The sequence below is a fragment of the Saccharolobus shibatae B12 genome (genome assembly GCF_019175345.1).
GTDB classification, from domain to species: Archaea; Thermoproteota; Thermoprotei_A; order Sulfolobales; family Sulfolobaceae; genus Saccharolobus; species Saccharolobus shibatae.
This window is the reverse complement of record NZ_CP077717.1, coordinates 995,130-1,014,217: the sequence shown is the minus strand read 5'-3', so window position 1 is coordinate 1,014,217 and position 19,088 is coordinate 995,130. Positions and strand designations below refer to the sequence as shown.

Genomic DNA, 19,088 nt, shown 5'->3' with positions numbered 1-19,088 from the left:
ATGATAGAAAACTTATGGCGAGGAATTGCCATAATCTCAGCCTCTGAAGACGGTTTCAAAGCAGGCGAAATAGTTAAGGAGAAGCTAAAAAGATTTGAGATACCCGTAGTCCATTTTAAGTATAAGGACGCAGATATCGAAACAGTATGGAGATGTTATGATGCGATTATATTTGTAATGGCACTAGAAGGAGCCACTAGGATTATTTGCAAATACGCGAAGTCTAAGACCGAGGATCCTGCAATAATATGTATTGACGATAAAATAAATTACGTTATACCCCTTCTTGGTGGCCATTGGGGTGCTAACGATATCGCAAGAGACTTATCTGTAATTTTAAACTCAACACCGATAATAACCACAGCTGCTGAATTAAAAGGTAAGTTAAGTGTTGAAAAGATAGCGAACATTTTAGTTGCGAAAATATTAAATCCCGAAAATATCGTTAAGATAAATGCAGTCCTATTGAGAGATGAGTATGTTTGTGTGGATGGAGTCGATATTAACTTCACGTTCCCCGAAAATATAAGGATAAATAGTGAGGAGTGCAACTACATCGTATCGTTGAGGAACGATAAGGAGTATAGGGATAAGATAGTAGTATGGCTGAAACCACTAAAGATATCAATAGGTGTAGGGTCTAAAAAAGACGTGAAAATAGATGAGATTAGAGATGGAATATACAAAGTACTAGAGAGGCTTAACTTAAAAAGAGAGAGGATTGGCATAATTGCGTCTATTCGAAAAGAGGTCAAGAAAATTGCTGATGAATTTAATGTTAAATTTAGATTAGTAAACGAGGAGGAGATAAACAACTTTACAAATCCATGCCTTACTCCTCCTAGCAAAACCCTCATTGAAGTTGGCTTGAAAGGGGTAGCTGAAATTTCCGCCCTAATAGCTGGTGGAATTAATTCAAAATTGATATTGAGAAAAATAACCATAAGTAGAAATTCCACTATTGCAGTAGCAACTTATGAAGGTGAGTGAAATTCCAGTTTACATCATTGGAGTAGGCCCTGGAGATCCAGAGTATCTTACATTAAAGGGATATAAGGCCATAAAGGATAGTTCAATAGTAGCCGGATGGAAATCAGTCTTAGAAAGATTTTGGCCAATATTGGAAGGTAAACGAACGGTGGTATTAACATATAAAAAAGAGAGTGAAACGCTAGAAGAGATTATTGAAATAGGGAAAACTGAGAACGTTGCAATACTTGATCATGGAGATCCTTCAGTATCTGACTGGCAATTTGTGGAAAAGATAAAGAATATAGCTGCAAGTAAAGGTGTTAAGGTAAATATAATCTCTGGAGTATCCTCTCTAAATATTGCCCTTTCTAGACTGGGTCTTGACATAAATTTTATTGGCTTTGTAACCTTACATGTAAGGGGAGATATATCGAAATCTTTGAATGATCTTCTTAACATATTGAAGATGGGTCGTGTAGCCGTGGTAATACCAGAACCTTACAAAGATGGGCCACAAAAAGTAGCTAAATTCCTCTATGATAATAATTTAAACTGTAGAATAGTGGTATTTGAGAAACTCAGTTACGATGATGAGAGAAGGAGGGATTATGATAACTTAGTATCGTTATTGAATGAAAACAATGAATTCAGTGACCTTACAATAATGGCCATATTTCCTAAATCCTAGTGCGTTTTAGAGTAAAAAGATAAAAACCATGATGAATAACGCATAGAACATGGAGAATATCGAATATGTTTTTGAAGATGTAGTTAGAATATATGATACTGACGCTCAAGGTATAGCACACTACGCCGCATATTATAGATTTTTTACCAATACGATAGAAAAATTTATTAAAGAAAAAGTTGGAATACCATATCCCATAGTCAATGAAGATTTGTGGTTTGTTATAGCGGAATCCCATGCCATATACCGTAAACCAGTCAAGTTAGGTGACAGGCTTACTATTTTATTAAACCCAAAAATCTTGTCTAATAAAACGATAAAGTTTGACTTTAGGATTTTGAGGGATGGGGAACTGACAACTGAAGGATATTTAATACAAATAGCAATTAATCCAAAAATATGGAAATCAACTGAGATGCCCAAGGAAATTATGGATAAACTGTCAATAAAGTAAAGACTAGGCGTAAAGAACTTAAAAAGCGTAATCTAATTGTTAATATTATGAACTTAGAACCATTATTCCAAAGGGCAAATGAGCTTTTACGTGCATCAAAATTCAATTTTAATTCAGGATTTTATGAAATAGCAGCAATAGCTGCCGAAGAGTCTCTATACTTAATGCTAAATGCAACATTAATCAAGTTAGGGGCTGACATACCATGGTATCTTGATTTTGATGGGCTTTTTAGAGTAATATCGAGATATTCACACGATGATAGACTCTCCGAAATTAGAATTAAAGAAAGGGATATCATCAGATTATTAGACGACATCAAAATTAGATTAGGATATTCAATACCCTTGGAGCTTAATGAAAAGGATATTGAGAAACTGATTACTTTCTCTGAGAAAATGTTTGACCTACTCTGGAGGAATTTCCTTAAAAGTTAACGATAGATCTATTCCTTTCTTTGAATTCATGTACTTAGTTATACTCCAGATTATTATGCCCGATATAAAAGACCCAAGAACAAATGACAAAGTGATAATATTAACACCAGACGTCGTTGAGAAACCGAACAAGGGATTTGTCGCAGCTTCATAGGTCAGATATACGAAATAAATCGTCATTAAGATACCTGCAATCTTCATTAATCCACTTTTAGTCTTCTGTCCAAATATTATGGCTGAAATACCTACTGCCAAGAAATACAACATTCCAACTATAGAAGCACCATATAGTGATACGGCAGCATCTATTGAAAATACTGGAATTAAGAGGAATAGTAGCGTTAAGGTTATATCCAGGAGGTGAGCGTAAACTGGAGATCCATGTGCGTTAAGTTGCGAGAATTTCTCAGGAAATACTCTGTCAAATGATAGGGCAAATACATATCTTGAAAATACTAAGACACCATATGATAAGACGAAGTAATTCCAGAGTATTAACCCAAGTCCCAATATCCATTCTATAATTGGATTTAAGGATAACGCCATAGCTACTGCCCAAAAGTTATAAATCGCAGATGGGTAGGCGTTTAAATTAAAGTAATACCCACCAACAACATCCATTTCCAGAAATCCTAATGTTACTAAAATTCCAGTAATTAATAGCGAGAAGAACACATTGAATTTGGAGACCTTATCTCCCCTAAACTCCGAAGATACTGCAGGACCGGCATTCATCCAAGGATATGTGTAGAGTGCAAAGAGAGGTAAGAGAGAAAGTGTAGCCGGTAATGATATTGAATAAGGTAATATAGTTTTAGGCAGGTTCGATGATACAGTTACGTTAAAGTCCTTAAGTAAAGGTATGACTGAAGAATTAAAATGCTTAGCGTTAATTGCAATTATTATCATCGCGAGTATTACAGTAAGAATTGAGAACGTTCCTAAACCTGTAACTAACTTATACCCCCATTTGGAGTGTAGAATATTTATAAGCACTATTATTACAAACGCAAGTGCTGAAATTCCATAGAATATTAGCCTTTGTTGAAGCGTTGGAGTGGCATAAGGATTAACGATCACATTTTCAGCAACATAAATTAACGTATTTTGATGGTTAAGATAGCCAATTGTCAGCAACGCAGAGTTAATTGATGACGCCGAGAAGAATGAGATGATAGCGTAAAATGCAGTTGATTCCAAAAGATATGCTACTGCGAAAATTGTACCTATTATTCCGCCTAAATTCCTTGATATCCATACGTAATCCCCACCCGTTCTTCCAACCTTTCTGTTGAATATGGTGTAAACTAGCGCTTGAGGTAACGCTAAGAACATACCTATCAATGATGCCATCCATAGCACTCCACCTTGTGTTATATAGGGAGATATGGATTGGAACAAGGCTATGCCTATTGACATGTTAGCTAAATTGAGCATTACCGCATCAGTAAGGGATACTTGCTTTATGAGACCAGAAGTTTCCCTCACAAAGACCTGCTTTCTTTCCATATTGCCACTCTAAACTTTTGATTAATAAATTTTACTTAGACACAAAAATTTAACTGGGAATCTTCACTAGGGGATTTACTTAGATAAATAAATTTAGCCTTAACCTCATGATACTAATAACAATAAGATCTTAATTATCTATGGAAAATGACCTATCTTAATTGGAATAGTTTATTCGTGTCAATCTCATCCAAGGGCTATAATAGAAATTTTTAACTTTAACTCATACACGAAAATAATGAGACGAGGGGTAAAAAGTAATGAAGTGAGATTCGTTCTCGCTAAAAATGGTATATTGGTATCAACTATCATTCCACTTCTTGGATACATAATGTATGGGATAGCCTTAGGCTCCCTTTCTTCAATTGGATATTCCACATTAGCTGGAATACTCTATACATTTACATTATACTCTCCTTTCATATTTTCCCCTTCTCTACTACCACTTTCTGCCATATCTTATTTTCTAGCTTCCATATTTCTTTATAAGGCTTATAAATACAAGACTCTAAGAAAATATGGAATTATAGCTATTTCACTATCAATATCTTACATCGTATTGTATGTGTATAATCTCTTCTTGGCGGAATTAATTCCAAAATTTCTAATGAGTTGGGTTTTGATAGGATTTTATGAGATAGGCAATACTATACAATTATTAGCGTGGAGAGTAAGTCTAAGGACTATCTTGATAAAAGTTTATGGCTTGCCAAATAACCTAAAATGGAACATTAATATTGAAGGACAAAAATACACTTTTTCCGACTCTCAAGCAAAAGTAAAAGTTAACAAGGAAAAACCTAGCTTCTATGTTGATAGTATTTTAGAAGGATATAATACTTATATGCCAAAGCCTAATAGTGGAATTATAAGTAGTAACTTATTGGAAATTTATTTCACAAAAATTAGCAAAATACCAGATATTAGCAACTGGGATCCAAAGTTATGGATAGGAAATAAGATAAATGAATACGAAGTTATTGATATAATAGCCATAGGTGGCAGCTCATACGTGTTAAAAGTTAAGAGGGGAGATATGTTATATGCGATGAAAATTCCGAAGATTAGTAAGACCACCCCGGGACAGACTAGGATTAGTGCTAGTAATATAATATTTGATCTTAGTAGGGAATTTATCAATTTACAAGAGATTGGAAACAAAACTCAAAATGCAGTACAGTTATTCACAATAAGTGAAATAGATATTAGCAATATAATGAAAATTGAGAAAGGGGAGAGCTATCTTTACCTAACTAGGCCACCTTATATAATAATGGAATTAATGGAGGGCGGTAATGCTTTACAGCTTTTAAACATAAGTAGAAGTAAAGATTGGTATAGAATTGTTGGAATAATAATTAGAGATGTAGCAAAGGCGTTAGATATTATCCATTCATCTGGTTATGTTCACTTAGATGTAAAACCACAAAATATCTATTTCAGTAAATTCCCTGGTAGTGAAGAGAAAGAAATCCTCAGTAATTTAACTAGTGGTAAAGTGGTGGTTAAATTAGGAGATTTGGGCTCAGCCAGTAGAATAGGCGAAAGTGTCGCTGAATTTACGGAATTCTATTGCCCTATAGATCAAATAGAAGCTGCTATGCTAAAGAATAAAGGGGCATTACCTAGTATGGACGTATTTGCCTTGGGCGCAACAGCCTATAAGCTTCTATTCGATAGTTACGTATATCCTAAAGAATACTATGAATTAATAGAAAAGGCGATAGAAGAATTTCAAATGGGTAGAGGAAATTACTTGAATAATCTAAAACTCGCTAGGCAGTACGCCATATTACCTAAAATAAATAATATACCATCATGGTTAGTTAACCTCATGTATGACATGCTATTACAAAGAACTAACGCTAGAACAATCTATACTACTATAGAATATAATTTACGTTAATTCTAAGATAATAGGTGCGTGATCTGAGCCTTGTATATCTATCAAAATATCAGCCATTTTTATCCTATCTTTTAACTCTTCCGATACTATACAATAATCTAATCTTAGTCCCAAATTCCTCTCCCTAGCCTTTCCCATGTAACTCCACCAACTATATTTTCTAACATTTGGATGTAGATATCTAAAAGTATCAATGAAACCTAAAGAGAGAAAGTGAGAGAACCACGATCTCTCTTGTGGTGTAAGTCCAGGAATTGTTGAGTCAGAAAAAGCTCCATCAATATTTTGGTGTGCAATGTTGAAATCTCCACAAAGTATTACAGGTTTAACTTTTCTTAATTTAAGAACAAAATTTTCAATTTCATTATTAAATTTTAGCTTAAAGTCCAACCTTTCTAGGTTATCTCCTGCCCTAGGAAAGTACGCATTAATCACGTAGAAGTCCTTCAGTTCTAAGGTAACTGTTCTTCCTTCATCATCGAATTCCTTAATTTGAAGACCTTTAATCACATTTATGGGCTTTATTCTAGTTAATGTCATCACTCCACTATATCCTTTTCTCTTTGCTGGAAACGAAATTACTTCATAACCCATCATAATAAAATCAAGTGGGACTATATCACCTTTAGTTTCTTGAAACATTATCACTTCAAACATGTTATTTTCTATGAAGTCTATTAGATTTTTCTTTAAAGCTGCACGTATACCATTAATATTCCAACTTGCTATCTTCACATTTAGAAGATTATAACGAATGAGTTAAATTATCTATTCTCCCTCCATCTGCAACTATGACTTGCCCAGTAATGTACCTTGCTTCATCGCTCGCTAAGAACAATACGATATTTGCTATATCCTCGGGCTTTCCAGTAGTTTTTAGAACTGTCTTATTCCTAAATAACTCCCTCAATTTCTCAGCCTCCTCTTGGCTTTTTCCAGACAACGTCATATCAGTCTCTATCCAACCTGGCGCTATAGCGTTAACTCTTATCCCATATTTTCCCAACTCGAAGGCTAACCTTCTTGTAAGAATTATAATGCCTGCTTTGGTTATTGCGTAAAATGTAGTACCTTCAGCAGCAGTTCCGATACCTGCATTTGAAGCTATATTAACTATTGTACCGTTTTTTGATACCTTTAATAAGGGAAGAAATTCATAAGTGGTATATATCGCACCGTTCAGATTAATTTTTATCATCTTGTTATACTTCTCTTCATCAAATTCCTCAAATGGCATCAGGACCATTATTCCCGCATTATTAACTATTACATTAACTCTCCCAAATTCCTTCTCAACTACCTCTTTAGCCTTTTTAACTTCATCTCTGTTTCCCACATCACACTTTATTGTGAAAACCCCTTTCTCTCTTAGTTTTTTAGCCTCATTTTCCGCGGAATTATAAAGGACTACCGGTAATCCTTCCTCTCTTAAAAACGCTTCCGTTATTGCCCTTCCTATCCCTCTAGTACCTCCAGTTATCAGAATAACTTTGTCTTTAAACCTCATATGATAAGACACTACCATATCTCTTATTAACGTTTTGCTTTACTAGTTGAAATATTGTGATTAGAAAGTATATGGGACAATACTTTGTCATAACGAGCTTCACAATGATAGGTCTATTATTCCCTGTAGAGTTCTATAGCGAGACTAAATCGTTGATCTTATTAGGTGTAATTACTGGGATTTATAATGCGTTAAATGCGTTAGGATCTTATATATGGGGTTATCTAATTGATAAGACGAGGTTAAGAAAGGAATACGCTGTAATGCTCTCGTTATTTGGTGTAGTTATTGGCATAGTATATCACTACAATAAATTAATTGCTTACGAATTAAGTGGATTCGTTTCAGCATTGGATGGTCCTATATATTCGGCAATACTGCTTGAAACGACTCCCCAGGAAAAATTAGTTTTGGGAAATACTAGATTATCTCAAATTTCATTAGCCGGAAATGTTACTGGTAGTTTACTTTCTGCTTTTTATCATAACGACTACCTTATACTTATATTCTTTTCAGTTTCCCTTATCTTCAATGTAATTCATATTCCTAAATATGATGGTGGGATTAATTATGATGTTGCTGATAGGAACAAATTACTTAGAATTTTATTTATTCCGATTATATCTTATTTCTGGTTTAATATGGCAGCTGAAATATTCTATACCTTATTCGTACCTTTAAACTATTTAATGTTGAATCCGTCTTACGTTATATTCCTCAGTTATACTTTCCTTTATTTAATAGAAGAAGTGATTTACAGTAAAGGAATAAGCGTGGTTAAAGGGAGGGAAGAATACTTTATGTTATTAGTAACATTTGCTAGATCATTAATAGTTTTATCGTTAGTTTACATAATTCTTATGGGATTAAAAATATATGAAGGAACTATGTTATTATTCTTGGTCTTCGGTCCATTATTTCCAGTATATAATATCTCTTTCTTCTCACTATTAATAAAGGGGTTAAAGAGAAATAAGGCAACAATTATTGGAATATTCAACGTCAGTGAAGATATAGCAAATGTTGTTGGAGGATTCTTATCGGGTTCTACTAACAATATAGTGTCTGGGTATCAAATTTCGTTCTATTCTTTCGCGCTTTCATTATTCCTACTATATATTTATTTACGCAAACCTCTACGTGTTAGTGCTTCTTCATGAAGTCTTTTTTCTCTTTCCGTAACGGGTACATATTCTGGCATTTTAATGGGTTTTCCTTCCTTATCAACTCTAACATATGTAAAATATGCAGTAGCTACGTGTTCCTTTGTACCATTTACATCTTCTCTAATTACGTTAATTAAGATGTCGGCAGAAGTGTTACCTACATAAATAAGTCCTGCTCTGATTGTTACAATATCATTAAGTCTTATGGGAGAGTAAAACGCTAATCCCTTTACCGCTACTGTGACTACGGCGTTGAAAACATTATCATAAATATTTTTACTGTTATAGTTTATATAGTTTAAACAAATTATCCCTCCAAGATCATCCATAAGTTTCAGTAGTTTACCAGCTGACATTATTCTGCCATCATATGTTAACTCTGGGGATACGTGGACCACATTGCTTATCCTATATCTTAATCCATCAGTGATATCATCCACATAAAACCTCATCTTCTGTCTATTTAGTATTTTAGATAGCCTATTCTCTCTTCTCCTCTTTGCCTCATCCATTTTTCTCTTATCATCTTCGCTTTCTGCTATGATCTTTACGTTAACTGGAGCGGGCCTTAGCAAATCGTCAACTTTAACGTATGTAGCGTAAGCTGAAACAACCTCTTCATCCCTATCAAACGCACTGACCTCTACTTCAAGCGAAGTATTACCTACATATACCGTTTCAGCCCTTACTTTAACTATATCGCCTAGTTTAACTGGTTTTTTAAATGTAACATCGTCAAGCGAGGCTAAAACCGTAGTACCCATCGCAACCTTAGTAGCAGATAACATACCAGCCTCTACTAGAAAGAATAGCATGTCACCCCCATGTAGTCTATTTAAAAAGTTAGATTGTTCATAATGGATAAATCTAAATGTTTCAATAGTAGTATCAGAGATTTTCAAGTATGACATGATTAACCATATCAGCTATTTTGTCAAAATTTTTATCTCTTTTTGCATACTCCAAGGCTATATCCCTTAGTTGCCTTAAAACTCCTTTCCAATCAAGGTTGTTTACAAGATTATCCGGAAGTTGCGAGTAATCTATTCTTTTCTCATATGCTGACATATAAGGTAAATACTCGTCTTCAGCTATTCTCATAATTGCTACACCATTCCTATCTAGAATATACTCATAAATTCCCGATTTCCATAACGTTATGGAAAAGTCGTCTGAGGGTGGCAAGTATTTCCTAACGGTTTTCAAAAACTCTATAACAATTTCCTTATCTTTCTTTCTCTTTAACGTATTTATAACATTTTCTAAGTTAGACTCCACTAGTCTAACTTAGTACAATAGTATTTATGTTTTAGACAAATCATAATGACCTAATGGAGGAGGCACCGGAGCTTTTATCTTAATTTTACCTTCTCTAAGCCAAGGTGTAAGCAAATAGGCTACACCATTTCTCTCCCAGTTTAGAATCTTAGCCTCAGTCTTAGATAGACCTAGAGTTTCAGCCACTTCTGACTTAATTCTAAATATAATCTTAGTATTTGCTAACTGTATAATTATATCGCTTAAGTCATTAGGATTATGAGTGGCAAACACGAAACCAATTTTCCTCCTCCTACCTAATCTCATCATGGTAGCTATTTTGCCCGCAACTCTTCTAATATAGTTAGTATCCTCTTCTCCTCCTTTAGACGATGGAAAGAACCTATGAGCCTCATCAATGATTATCACGTTCCTTCCTTTTACGTTTCCACTTCGCATTTGCCTCTCTCTAAATTCAAATAATCGGTCTAGGAAATAATATGTTAAAATTTTCTGTGAGAAATCATCAAGCTCACTATTATATAGATCAAAAACTAGTGTAGATGACGAAGACTCTTTAAGAATCTTGCTTAATGGAAACCGCTCTACACCAACATCAAAAAGTTGGGTCTCCTTTAGTAAATATAAACCTCTGACTATGTTTTCCCTTGTGCTTCTATGAATTTCTACACCTTCCAAGCTATTCTCATTAAATAAATCTATCAGATCTTCTAGCTTTCCGATATCTTTACCCTTTTTTCTTATCATTATTTTTATAAAATGTGATGCTTGCTCAGTAAAATAAGGATTAAGCCTATGTAAAATTGTCTTCACATCTTTAAATCTAAAATAAAATGGATAAATTGTAACTTGAGATGACCATTCTGCATTGGAAATAATTATTTTATTATTTATTATGGAAGCGTATATGGAAATACCCTTGTTATTCAAGTGATTGAGAATTGGTTTTACAAACATGTCAAAATACACTTTCGCTATGGATCCAGCGGATTTGGCACCACCTAGATACTTTTTCACCCACGATTTACTGACAGGGTAAATAATGTCAAGATTTATACCCTTAACTATTGCACCATAAAGTTGATTAAACTCCTCTACGCCCCTCATAACTACCTTATCGGATCTATCCGGAGGAAGGAAAATATGATAATAGTCACCAGTTGCATCAAGGATAAAGATCTTACTACCCTCTTCATTAGCTACATTAAGTCCAGCTATTAGGTCTTTTATGAATGAAGTTTTACCTGCTCCCGTAGTACCTAATATAAGCATATGAAAATTCAGATCATCAAGGCTTGTGCTCACTCTAACCTTACTATACGCGACGTCTAAAAATCCTAATCTTAACAAACCTCTGGTAGTACCTAGAGATCTCTCTATGACTTCTGGCTTAGGTATTATCACAGGTGATTGTGGCTCTAATATGATATCAGCAGCGTCAGGCTCAGAAGAGGAAAGAAAGTCTACTTTAGTTAGCATTTCGCATTTAAGAGTAACATTAGTTATTAATGATCCAGGTTCGTCATCACTTAATCCAATATTATTTAATACATTAGAATCTCCAATGAATAAAGAAGAGGCATCGTTTCTTTCATAACCTATAACTCTTAGCAAAACAAAGTACAGTGTCTTTATATCTATAGCTCCTAAGAAGATACCTATCTTACCTAGAAAAGGATACTTATAATAAGTATTGGGATCTATAGTTACGTTAACCACATTATTTTCCTCATCAACTCTGCTAGGAACATATCTAGAAACCTTTCCTACCAAATCACCCAACGTTATGGCTAGTGCCCTTGCCTTAGATATCTTGTCTTTTATATCGTTGTATAACGGAACATCTGAGCTCAAATTCTCACCTGCTCAAGCTTACTGTAAAAACTGGCTTGTAATCCCATACTCTCTAGTGAGGTCATAACAATCTTTAATATGGCGTTGGTTATCTCCTTTGCCGTTCTATCAGCGATAGCGAGTACAAATGGAATACCGTCTTTAGTGAACTTTAATGAAGATAACTGGTCTATAACTCTAGAATCATTACTAAGACTCTCTACCCTCAATATGGCAAATTTATAAACATAAGGGTGAAGAGGATAAATTAAGTAATTAACATAAACTGGCGTGTTACCTATATTTCTCAATATGGGACCTAAAGATATGGGAGAATAAGGAGGTGATAAATTAGCTTTTATTAAATCAAGTATAAACGACTCGTCACTGAAATACCTCCTCGGATCTATTCTAAATTTCTCCATAAATTTGGATGACAATTTGTAGAGACTAGAAATTAATAATCGGCTTTTGTCTAACCTCTTAACAATACCGATCACATTCCTCCCCCTTATGGCTTCTAAACGTAAGTTCAATACGTCGTCTCTAACCTTACTTCTCAAGAAAATCAACGGGGGTATTAATGGACCATCTAATATAACAGAACCATCATTTGGTATTTTTTTAAGAGCTTCGGTTTCAAGAATAGTCCTTATTTCAGTCTCGATTTCTTCTGGAGAATTCACTGAAGTAAAGAAAGATCCGTCTAGAGATAAGGTTGTAACGTATTCTGAGCTATAAAAGAAGGGTAATAAAGGACTCTGATGAGCAGAGGATGCTAATGCTAAAAAGGGCTTTCTCAAATCCAATTCGGGGAAACCAGAAATGGGAGGATATACTCCAAAAATAGGAGAAATAGTTGATGAAACTACAACAGATGCAACGCTAATAATTCCTTTTGACGAAATAAAACTCCTACTACTTCCATCTAATGAATAAATTAAAGATTGATTAGATTCAGCGCTGACAACTTTAATAAACTCATTCAAAGGAGAGACCAAAATTCCACTATTATCATCCTCTCCAACTAGATTCTCTACCCCAAGACTCATACTACTGGAAGAGGTTAAATAATTCACAATATAGTTTGAGATTATGTCCTTTAGTAATACTTGAAGCTCTAACTTTTTAGCCATCTTTCATATCATATTTTATTATGGTAATATTTAAATATGAGGTAATACTGAAAGAAGACCCAGAAAGCTTAGGTCTATTCCCCGCTAATGCCAGTATATAGTTTTCTCGCTGCTAAAGTAACCGCGTCCCATACTCTATTTACGGGTGGAACATATCCCGTTTCTACAAAGAATAACTCTTCTGCAGTGAAACCTTTTTGAATAACAGCTGCCATCATATTTAACCTTCCTAGAACCTCCTCCTCTCCTATAATCTGTGCACCTATTATTCTCATAGTATTAGCCTCGGCGATTAACTTCACTATGATATCTTTAGATCCAGGGTAGTATCTAGCCCTAGTCTTATGATGGACTGTAGCTGAAACTGTTTTGATGTTGTGACGTTTAGCCTCGTTCTCGGTAATACCAGTCTTGGCTATAACGTATTCCTCAAATTTAGTTATCATCGTCCCTATTACTCCAGGGAAAGTTACATCTTTACCGCCTATGTTATTCCCAGCTACGAAACCCATTTTATTGGCTACTGGCGCAAAGGGAACCCAATCGGGTTGTTTGGTAATAATATTTATCGATTCTGTTGAATCTCCAGCTGCATAAACGTTTTCGATGCTCGTTCTCATATGGTTATCAGCCCATATAGCGCCAGTCTCCCCTATTTTTAGCTGATCTTTAACTAGATCGACATTTGGCTCAACTCCTATAGCAACTACGGTAGCATCTACCTCATATTTTCCTTTATCTGTTACTATGAGTCTTCCCTTTTCTGTAACGCTTATTAAACTCTCATTTAACTTTAGCTCTATTTCGCTTCCAACTTTATCTGTTATTATCTTACCCATATCTTCATCGAGCATTTTATTGAGCAAATATTTTCCCCTATGAATCAAAACAAGTTTCTTTCCTCTAGCTCTTAGTGCTTCTGTCATCTCAATGCCTAATATACCCCCGCCAATTATTGCAATCCTATCAAAACTCCATAATTTTTGCCTTATGTATGAGGCGTCTGCTGGATGATGAACATAGAAAATTCTGTCTCCCTCTGCATTTAGCTTTTTGGGTTTAGCACCTGTTGAAAGTAATAGATAATCAAATTCGTATTTTTTATTTTCCTGATTTTCCCTTACTGTGATAGTTCTGGATCTTAAATCTACCTCCTCCACCTTAGAATTTATCTTAACATTTATCTTTCTCTTTTCAACAAAATATTCTGGAGTATATGTCATGAATAAGTTTTCATCGTCAAAAAGACCCTCAGTAAAATAGGGAATACCACAAGGTGCATGACTGACCATCTTAGTGGATTCAAAGACTGTTATATCTATATTTGGCTTATGCCTTCTAGCCCACGAGGCAGCTGTCATTCCAGCAGCTCCACCACCTATAATAATAAGCCTTTCCATAACTGATTAAATTCACAGAAACCTTATTATATTTACGGTCTAAATATATCACATGAAAGCTGTTGAAAGATTAGATAATACTATGGCTGAGCTGAATAAAATAAATGAGAGTGAACTAGGAATAAATGAATTAGATCTTTTAAGATTCCTAAAAAACCAATTGTCAAAATCCAAATCTCTATTCGAATCCTTCTCTAAAAGTATTGATGAAAAGAGATGGGATGATGTACTCTCTTACACTTTTCAAATATCACAACGAGTTAACTCAATCTTCGGTTACTTAGTGCAACCAGCGGTTTTCTCCATGATCTCTAGAAGTAAACTTTCAGAAAATATAGAGAATATTATAGATTCACTAGCGTTCTCTATTTCGGAAATGATCATAGCACTAAAGCAAAACAATAAGTCGCTAGGTATAGATACAATAACTGTTAACATGTCCTCTAATCCTCCATCAATGTCTATATCTGTGGTGATAAAAGGTGGATGAAATTTACCTTAATTGGGATAGAATGTTTGATGAGGCATATAGAATTCCCATTCATGAAATTAAGAACGATAACATAGTATTCTCCGGAATTGGTGGAAGTGGAATCGTTGGAGAAATAGCAAATATCTTAGGCGTTGAACTTTCCTTCAAGAGAAAGTTCACGGGAAAAGAATCATTAGTAGCCGTAAGTTATTCTGGGACTACTTCAGAGACAATAGTTGATGTAGAAAATGCAGTAAAAGCTGGATCTGAAGTCATAATAATAACGTCTGGTGGGATACTTGAAAAGTTTGCTAAAGAGAAGAGTTTGAAACTTATCAATGTACCATCAGGTTTTCAGACAAGATATGCTTTTCCATATCTTTTCACACCCTTAATAAAAATGACTACCAAAAAAAGAGGAATCAAAATAAATGAGACCGAATTAAAAGAGGGAGTAGTAGAAGCTAAAGAGAAAATAAAGGCAGATGCTTCAAGATTGGCTGAATTGCTAATAAATAGAATTCCTGTAATTTACTCGTCAAAATACTTGGCGATAGCGAAAAGATTCAAACAAGAAATAAATGAGAACGCTAAGCACCCTGCGTTTTATGGCGAAATACCAGAGATAAACCATAATGAAATAGAAAGCTATGTTCACGGACCTTCCCTTGTATCAGTCATTGTTGAAAGTTCGGAAATAGACAAAATTACTGAAGATGTATTAAACTCAATAGTTATAAAACCGTATTTTAGTAATGATTTAAAGAATATTTCTAGCCTACTAGCATTGGCTGGGGTTACATCACTTGAAATGGCTAAAAAAATTAATGAAAAACCGGATAAACTCTATAATATACCAAAAGCTAGACAATTAACTTCAAAATTATTTAGAATAAACTAGCGTGAGTTGATAATGGACTTCAGAATAAGGGTATATAATTCGCTGGGGAGAAAGCTAGAGGAATTTAGTACAATAAATCCGAATTTAGTGAAAATGTATATTTGTGGTCCCACAGTCTATGATTACGTTCATATAGGCCATGGAAGAACTTTCGTTGTATTTGACGCAATTTCAAGATATTTAAGGTTAAAAGGTTATACAGTCATTAGGGTTCAGAATATTACAGATATTGATGATAAAATAATTAAAAAATCCCAAGATACTGGAAAAGATTGGAACGAAATCGTTAATTATTACACAAAGGATTACTTGGACATGTTATCTCAACTCAAAGTAAAAATAGATATACACCCTCGCGTAACACAGCACATAAAGGAAATCATTGACTTCGTACAGAAACTAATAGATAAGGGGCACGCGTATGTAGCACCTAGCGGTAGTGTGTACTTTGACGTCGATACTTATCCTAATTATGGGGAACTTTCAAACACTAAAAAAGAAGAATGGAATCAAGGAGAAGAATTCGTTAAGGAGAAAAAGCATTCCTATGACTTCGCGTTATGGAAAGCATGGAAGCCAGGTGAGCCTTATTGGGAATCACCTTGGGGTAAGGGAAGGCCTGGGTGGCACATTGAGTGTTCGACTATGTCAACTAGGTATCTAGGTGAGAGATTTGATATTCATGGAGGAGGAGCCGATTTAGTGTTCCCACATCATGAAAATGAAAGAGCACAAACTGAGGCGTTAACTGGGGAGAAATGGGTCTCATATTGGGTTCATAGTGCATTTGTGACTATAAGAAAAGAAAAGATGAGTAAATCTTTAGGCAATATAATACCATTAAACGAAGCTATAAAGAAATGGGGACCCTCAGTTTTAAGATATTGGTACTTAACGTCTCATTATAGGTCACCGATAGACTTTTCTGAAGAAGCCCTAGAGCAAGCAAAATCCGCGTTGCAGAGAATAAAGGATTCAATGGCAATAATTAGAAACATAATATCTGAGGGGCCTAAGTTCTATGCAAAAGATAATGATATCAAAGTATCTAGAGAAATACTTAATAATTTAGATAGTTTCCATACGGCAATGAGTAACGACTTCGACACTTCCACTGCCTTGTCATATATACATGAGATAGTGAGATTAGTATTCTCCACTTTACAGTATAGTAGAGATTTCCTTGGTGCTATGTTAGCTTTCGAGGCGCTTAGACAATTCAATGAGGTATTTGGAGTAATGGATGAGGAGTTCTATCCTACCTACGATAAGATGTATAAAGTAATAGACGCAGTTGTAGATATAAGAAATCAATTAAGGCAAATGAAATTGTATGAAATCTCCGATAAGATAAGGGAGGAGTTACTAAAGGCTGGAGTTAGAATACTTGATAGTAAGGACAAGTCTACCTGGAGATTTGAATAATGGAGTATGGTGCCTTTTCCCCTTTAAAGTACATAATTAACATATCATAAGTGGTTTTTGTAGTTGGTATATCTTTCAGTTTATTGAAAGGTATATATTCTACTTCTAAGGCATCACTGGAGGCACGAAGTTTCCCACCTATTGGTTTGCACTCAAAGTCTAGAATCACATAATGATAACCTTCATTTATTACTTGCACAATAGATATAATATTACCTACAGCTATTTCAAGTCCAGTTTCCTCCCTCATCTCTCTCTTCAATGCATCCTCCAACGTCTCACCATACTCTACCTTACCACCTGGTATTGCCCATAACCCAGCATTTGGTGGGTTCTTTCTTTTAACTAAAAGAACATTATTTTCTTCAACAATAAGACAACCTACAGCTACGAGCGGCCTATCCATAAAATAACGATAAAAGTTAATATTAAGTAATTTGTGGTGTATTGTGTATGAGATCAACAACAGTTGCAATCTTGGCCTTAATAACCATGTGGGGAATTTTAGGGTCATTGGTAATTTCGCAAGCTAACACTACTATCATTAACTCCATAACTATACCTACTTCCATGACATACACTGTAAAACTAATAAATAGTACTACTGTTGAAAATAAGACGATAACACATGTTTATAATTATACGCTAACTTACCAGGTGACTAAATTTGTTCAAAATGTGATTTACGTTAATATAAGTGGGAACTTCACTAACGGTAGTTTAAAACTAGGAAATGGTGTTTATATTAAGAAAGGAGAGTACGAGGTAAATTTGTTATATCAACCATTATCGATTTATTATCCTTTCATAGAACCTAGTCTAATTTATAATACTTCATACGGAATAATAACACCAAATGAGACGATAGCCTTAGTCTATAAAAGTAAGACGTTCAGTATTATTAATGGAGTAAACTATACTTCATACAATTACTCAGTAAATATAAACAATCAACAAATAAGTGTAAATATACTTGGAAATGGTATAGTATCAAAATTAGAAAATAGATCTTTAGAATTAATCTTGTATTCCTTCTCGAACTTATCAACCATTCCGCTAAACTCTATAACCAACAGTCAATATACGAGCTTCCTAAATAGATCGTATTTGTACGCCGTGTACAACTACTCCACATTATCAAACTCTCTTATCCCTGAAGGTTATTTGCAAATAAGTTATCCAATTATCCTGGGAAATGATACTATTACTGCACAGATAACTCAAATACAGATGAGAGCAGGGCAACAATTAGCGTTGCCGGCTTCATTATTGGGAGATTCAGTAAATTTCGTATTATATATTAACCAACCACAAAACATACCTACTAGTTTTACGCTGAATGTAGGTGCAAAAAACATTACGTGGAATAATAACGTATTCACATTAGTTGGTGAAAGTAAAGTTTCTACTCCTATTGGAAACTTCATAGCATACCAGTACGTTCATAACATTTCACAAAATCAAGTACAACAAGTTCTATACTTCACGCCTAATGGAACACTAATAAAGGAAGAAGTAGTTGAGATGATTAATTCCACAACACAAATTCCATCTTTTAGCCTAAGCTTCGTTGGTAACAATTATATAAGTCCATACGAGACCTATCCTAACGTATTTAACTATACTAATACTTCATTACCATTCAAAGTAATTAATCCTAATCTGTCATTTACCATCTCTATAGTAATTACCATAATAATTGTAGCAGTACTCGTAATATTACGTAAAAAGGATTAATAATTTTTTATCATAATCACGCTACAAGATGTAAAATATCACCATTAGAATGAACAATATTACCGCGACTATCAGCATCCATTTAGCTATACCCTTTGATGAGCCAAACACTATCGGTATCGGACCAATAAAAATTACCCCACCAACTTGTGTTTTTTGATCCCTATTAGATGATTTGCTAGCTTCACGTATCATACCTACGAAAAGAAGAATTATCCCTATAAATATAAGGAAAATGCCTATATCGAATAAGATACTAAGATCCAT

20 protein-coding genes are annotated in these 19,088 nt (G+C 34.5%); 10 read left to right on the top strand and 10 right to left on the bottom strand.

Annotation, left to right across the window (positions count from 1 at the left end):
- From cbiG to J5U23_RS05600, 4 genes are read left to right on the top strand one after another with little or no spacing between them, the layout of a single operon-like run.
- The gene (cbiG, locus tag J5U23_RS05615) at positions 1–990 is read left to right on the top strand and encodes a cobalt-precorrin 5A hydrolase (RefSeq protein WP_218259839.1); all 990 of its coding nucleotides are present in this window, start codon (positions 1–3) and stop codon (positions 988–990) included.
- Positions 977–1,660 (top strand): cobalt-precorrin-7 (C(5))-methyltransferase, encoded by a 684-nt coding sequence (locus J5U23_RS05610; RefSeq protein WP_218259838.1) that lies wholly within the window; start codon positions 977–979, stop codon positions 1,658–1,660. The genes cbiG and J5U23_RS05610 overlap by 14 nt, the downstream gene beginning before the upstream one ends.
- Positions 1,661–1,709: 49 nt before the next feature.
- Positions 1,710–2,114 (top strand): acyl-CoA thioesterase, encoded by a 405-nt coding sequence (locus tag J5U23_RS05605; protein WP_218259837.1) that lies wholly within the window; start codon positions 1,710–1,712, stop codon positions 2,112–2,114.
- A 47-nt stretch (positions 2,115–2,161) separates the two neighbouring features.
- Positions 2,162–2,551, top strand: coding sequence for a HEPN domain-containing protein (locus J5U23_RS05600; protein WP_218259836.1), 390 nt, complete (start codon positions 2,162–2,164; stop codon positions 2,549–2,551).
- Here the strand turns inward: J5U23_RS05600 and J5U23_RS05595 are convergent.
- On the bottom strand, positions 2,522–4,060 hold the full coding sequence (locus J5U23_RS05595) for an APC family permease (protein ID WP_218259835.1): 1,539 nt from the start codon (positions 4,058–4,060) through the stop codon (positions 2,522–2,524). The two genes, J5U23_RS05600 and J5U23_RS05595, sit on opposite strands and share 30 nt — an antisense overlap.
- Positions 4,061–4,298: 238 nt before the next feature.
- Between J5U23_RS05595 and J5U23_RS05590 the strand changes: the two genes are divergently transcribed.
- On the top strand, positions 4,299–5,966 hold the full coding sequence (locus J5U23_RS05590; protein ID WP_218267227.1) for a protein kinase domain-containing protein: 1,668 nt from the start codon (positions 4,299–4,301) through the stop codon (positions 5,964–5,966).
- Here J5U23_RS05590 and J5U23_RS05585 read toward each other — a convergent pair.
- A complete protein-coding gene (locus J5U23_RS05585) occupies positions 5,958–6,701 on the bottom strand; it encodes an exodeoxyribonuclease III (protein WP_218267226.1) in 744 nt (247 codons plus the stop codon). The genes J5U23_RS05590 and J5U23_RS05585 overlap by 9 nt on opposite strands.
- 10 nt (positions 6,702–6,711) lie before the next feature.
- Positions 6,712–7,491, bottom strand: a complete 780-nt coding sequence (locus J5U23_RS05580) for an SDR family oxidoreductase (protein WP_218259832.1) — start codon at positions 7,489–7,491, stop codon at positions 6,712–6,714.
- A 53-nt stretch (positions 7,492–7,544) separates the two neighbouring features.
- Here J5U23_RS05580 and J5U23_RS05575 point away from each other — a divergent pair, with 53 nt between their 5' ends.
- Positions 7,545–8,633: an MFS transporter gene (locus tag J5U23_RS05575; protein WP_218260226.1), complete on the top strand. Its 1,089-nt coding sequence runs from the start codon at positions 7,545–7,547 to the stop codon at positions 8,631–8,633.
- Here the strand turns inward: J5U23_RS05575 and J5U23_RS05570 are convergent.
- The 5 genes from J5U23_RS05570 to cdr form a co-directional block, all read right to left on the bottom strand.
- Positions 8,594–9,550: an acyl-CoA thioesterase gene (locus tag J5U23_RS05570; RefSeq protein WP_218261380.1), complete on the bottom strand. Its 957-nt coding sequence runs from the start codon at positions 9,548–9,550 to the stop codon at positions 8,594–8,596. The two genes, J5U23_RS05575 and J5U23_RS05570, sit on opposite strands and share 40 nt — an antisense overlap.
- Positions 9,528–9,917, bottom strand: coding sequence for a hypothetical protein (locus J5U23_RS05565; protein WP_218267225.1), 390 nt, complete (start codon positions 9,915–9,917; stop codon positions 9,528–9,530). The genes J5U23_RS05570 and J5U23_RS05565 overlap by 23 nt, the downstream gene beginning before the upstream one ends.
- 24 nt (positions 9,918–9,941) lie before the next feature.
- Positions 9,942–11,771, bottom strand: coding sequence for an ATP-binding protein (locus tag J5U23_RS05560; RefSeq protein WP_218267224.1), 1,830 nt, complete (start codon positions 11,769–11,771; stop codon positions 9,942–9,944).
- Positions 11,768–12,886 carry a DNA double-strand break repair nuclease NurA gene (locus J5U23_RS05555; protein ID WP_218267223.1) on the bottom strand — a complete coding sequence of 373 codons (1,119 nt, stop codon included), beginning with the start codon at positions 12,884–12,886 and terminating at the stop codon, positions 11,768–11,770. Before J5U23_RS05555 ends, J5U23_RS05560 begins: the two co-directional genes overlap by 4 nt.
- Positions 12,887–12,960: 74 nt before the next feature.
- Complete coding sequence (gene cdr, locus J5U23_RS05550) at positions 12,961–14,286, bottom strand: CoA-disulfide reductase (RefSeq protein WP_218267222.1); 1,326 nt, start codon at positions 14,284–14,286, stop codon at positions 12,961–12,963.
- Positions 14,287–14,338: 52 nt separating this feature from the next.
- Here cdr and J5U23_RS05545 point away from each other — a divergent pair, with 52 nt between their 5' ends.
- Genes J5U23_RS05545 through cysS form a run of 3 tightly spaced genes read left to right on the top strand, consistent with a single transcriptional unit; the run spans position 14,339 to position 17,084 of the window.
- A complete protein-coding gene (locus tag J5U23_RS05545) occupies positions 14,339–14,776 on the top strand; it encodes a hypothetical protein (RefSeq protein ID WP_218259826.1) in 438 nt (145 codons plus the stop codon).
- Positions 14,769–15,659: a bifunctional phosphoglucose/phosphomannose isomerase gene (locus J5U23_RS05540; protein WP_218267221.1), complete on the top strand. Its 891-nt coding sequence runs from the start codon at positions 14,769–14,771 to the stop codon at positions 15,657–15,659. Before J5U23_RS05545 ends, J5U23_RS05540 begins: the two co-directional genes overlap by 8 nt.
- A 12-nt stretch (positions 15,660–15,671) precedes the next feature.
- Positions 15,672–17,084 (top strand): cysteine--tRNA ligase, encoded by a 1,413-nt coding sequence (cysS, locus tag J5U23_RS05535; RefSeq protein WP_218259824.1) that lies wholly within the window; start codon positions 15,672–15,674, stop codon positions 17,082–17,084.
- Here the strand turns inward: cysS and J5U23_RS05530 are convergent.
- Positions 17,065–17,490, bottom strand: coding sequence for an NUDIX hydrolase (locus J5U23_RS05530; protein ID WP_218267220.1), 426 nt, complete (start codon positions 17,488–17,490; stop codon positions 17,065–17,067). The two genes, cysS and J5U23_RS05530, sit on opposite strands and share 20 nt — an antisense overlap.
- A gap of 47 nt (positions 17,491–17,537) precedes the next feature.
- Here J5U23_RS05530 and J5U23_RS05525 point away from each other — a divergent pair, with 47 nt between their 5' ends.
- Positions 17,538–18,821, top strand: coding sequence for a hypothetical protein (locus tag J5U23_RS05525; protein WP_218261375.1), 1,284 nt, complete (start codon positions 17,538–17,540; stop codon positions 18,819–18,821).
- A gap of 21 nt (positions 18,822–18,842) precedes the next feature.
- Here the strand turns inward: J5U23_RS05525 and J5U23_RS05520 are convergent, their stop codons facing one another.
- The gene (locus tag J5U23_RS05520) at positions 18,843–19,088 is read right to left on the bottom strand and encodes a TIGR00304 family membrane protein (protein WP_218259821.1); all 246 of its coding nucleotides are present in this window, start codon (positions 19,086–19,088) and stop codon (positions 18,843–18,845) included.